Source organism: Microcoleus sp. OTE_8_concoct_300 (genome assembly GCF_031383065.1).
Lineage (GTDB): Bacteria > Cyanobacteriota > Cyanobacteriia > Cyanobacteriales > Microcoleaceae > Microcoleus.
On record NZ_JANMZH010000502.1, the window covers coordinates 1 to 2,343 of the forward strand.

1 protein-coding gene is annotated in these 2,343 nt (G+C 45.5%); it reads right to left on the reverse strand.

The window, feature by feature from the left end:
- Nucleotides 1-1,817, reverse strand: a 1,817-nt coding sequence (proS, locus tag ACUVJL_RS22825) for a proline--tRNA ligase (protein ID WP_445247927.1), incomplete at its 3' end; no start/stop codon positions are given.
- Between the last annotated feature and the right edge of the window lie 526 nt (nucleotides 1,818-2,343).

Below are 2,343 nucleotides of genomic sequence, written 5' to 3' on the forward strand. Positions count from 1 at the left end.
GCCTCAATCCACTGTTTCAAAGTAGAATTGACTTCATCAATGAGAATTTCATGCGATTTGTGAGTCGCTCTTTCCACAACTTCAACTTTACCGGCTTTCAGCGAACGACCGGGAACAATCCGATAGGGAATGCCGATTAAATCAGCATCTTTGAATTTCACTCCGGCTCGTTCGGATCGGTCATCGAGTAGGGTTTCAATGCCAGATTGGTTCAGTTCTACATAGAGTTTTTCGGCGACTTCTACTTGTTGGGCGTCGGAAATATTGGGGATGCTAATTATGGCGTGATACGGGGCGATCGCCACTGGCCAAATTATCCCGTCTTTGTCGTAGGATTGTTCTACGGCCGATTGAGCTAGCCGCGACACGCCGACGCCGTAGCAGCCCATCACAAAGGGCATTTCTTCGCCTTGTTCGGTGGTGTAGGTGGCGCCCATTGCTTGGGAGTATTTGGTTCCTAATTGGAAGATGTGCCCCACTTCGATGCCTCTGGCACTTTGCAAGGTTTGTTCGGGGTTGTGTACTGCCCGATCGCCCTTTTTAGCTGTTCTGACACCTACAACCGTTGCTGGTAGCGGAAATTCTTTATCCCAATTAGCCCCGACAACGTGGTAGCCTGATTCGTTAGAACCGGTGACAAAGTTTTTCAGGTCAACTGCGGTGCGATCGACTAAACGCAAAAACTTGGGAGATACCCCCCCTTGCCCCCCCTTGGTAAGGGGGGGGTTGGAGGCGATATAATCATCAGCAAGATCGGGAGCCATATAACCGAGAGGTAAAGATTTAGCAGCCCATTTCCGCTGAGCTTCCGCATCGGGAACAGTCAAAAATAAAACTGTTTTAGCTTGATAATTGCCCGCTAACTTCGTCAACTCATTCAGCAACTTTACCTGATTCACATCTTGGTCGCCGCGAATGCTTACCAATACCAAGACTGTGATGCCATTGTCGTAAACAGCTTGGTAAAGCACATTTTTGACAACTTGCGTCGGAGAACATTTCAAAAATTTGCAAAGTTTATCAATTGTTTCTGTTCCCGGCGTTTCCGGCTTTTCAAACGTTGCAAAGGGCGACGGTTCCACATCAGCCGGCATGGAGACAGCCTTTTCCACATTAGCTGCATACTGACCGTCTTCAGTATAAAGAACTTCATCTTCTCCTGCTTCAGCCAACACCATAAACTCTTGAGAACCAGAACCGCCAATTGCTCCCGAATCAGCCTCTACTGCTCGGAATTGCAAGCCCGATCGGCGCAGCATATTGCTGTAAGCTTGAGCCATATCCTGATAAGTTTTTTTCAGACTTTCTTCGTTTGTATGGAAAGAATAGCCATCTTTCATAATGAATTCGCGACCGCGCATTAACCCAAAACGCGGGCGAATTTCATCGCGAAACTTAGTTTGGATTTGATAAAGATGTAAAGGCAATTGCCGATAGGAACGAATCATATCTTTAGCAATTGTAGTAATTACTTCTTCGTGAGTTGGGCCCAGCCCCAGTTCTCGCTGCTGCCTGTCTGTCATGGCAAACATAATACCTTCAGCTTGAGTGTAGGTGTCCCAGCGGCCGGATTCCCGCCACAAATCAGCCGGTTGCAATTGCGGGAGGAGGCATTCTTGAGCGCCGGTAGCGTCCATTTCTTCGCGCACAATTTGGGAGACTTTTTTGAGAACTCGCCACATCAAAGGGAGATAAGCATAAAGGCCGCTACCGATGCGCCGGATGTATCCCGCACGGAGTAATAGTTTGTGGCTGGGAATTTCTGCTTCTGCGGGGTCTTCGCGCAGGGTGACAAAAAGCATTTGAGAGAGTCGCATAGCTGATTTCCTTAAAATACCGGATGATTGTAATCTCAGATTAACTTCTGATATTATCAGAGGTGAGCCGAATTTGATTAAATCCCTAAATAAAATTTGGGAAATTTTATCAAAAAGCTAGGGCGGTATTTAATAATTGTCATTATTGTACTCTGCAATTTAAGCCGAAATTATTAAATCATGAAAAAGTAAAAATTTTTCTATAACCTAATTTGAGGAGGCAACTCAGGGAGGTATCTAGCAACGTATCCAGCGCGTGAAAATTGAGAGTGTGCTACCAAGTAAAATTTGGCTAGGTTAATGAAGAATTAGCTCAAATAATGGAGCCTTTGATTCAACTAGAAACCCTCCCTGGCACGCACAGGACTGATTATGCAGCTCGATCGCTCGGAATTATTAGATCGTTTTAAGCCTAAAAATCAAACTGAATTCTAACTCGGTAACGCACTATACGATATCTAGGGTGCGCCGAAGATCACTTTACTACTAGACCTCTTGCAAAAGTCATTTTCATAAATTTATTGGA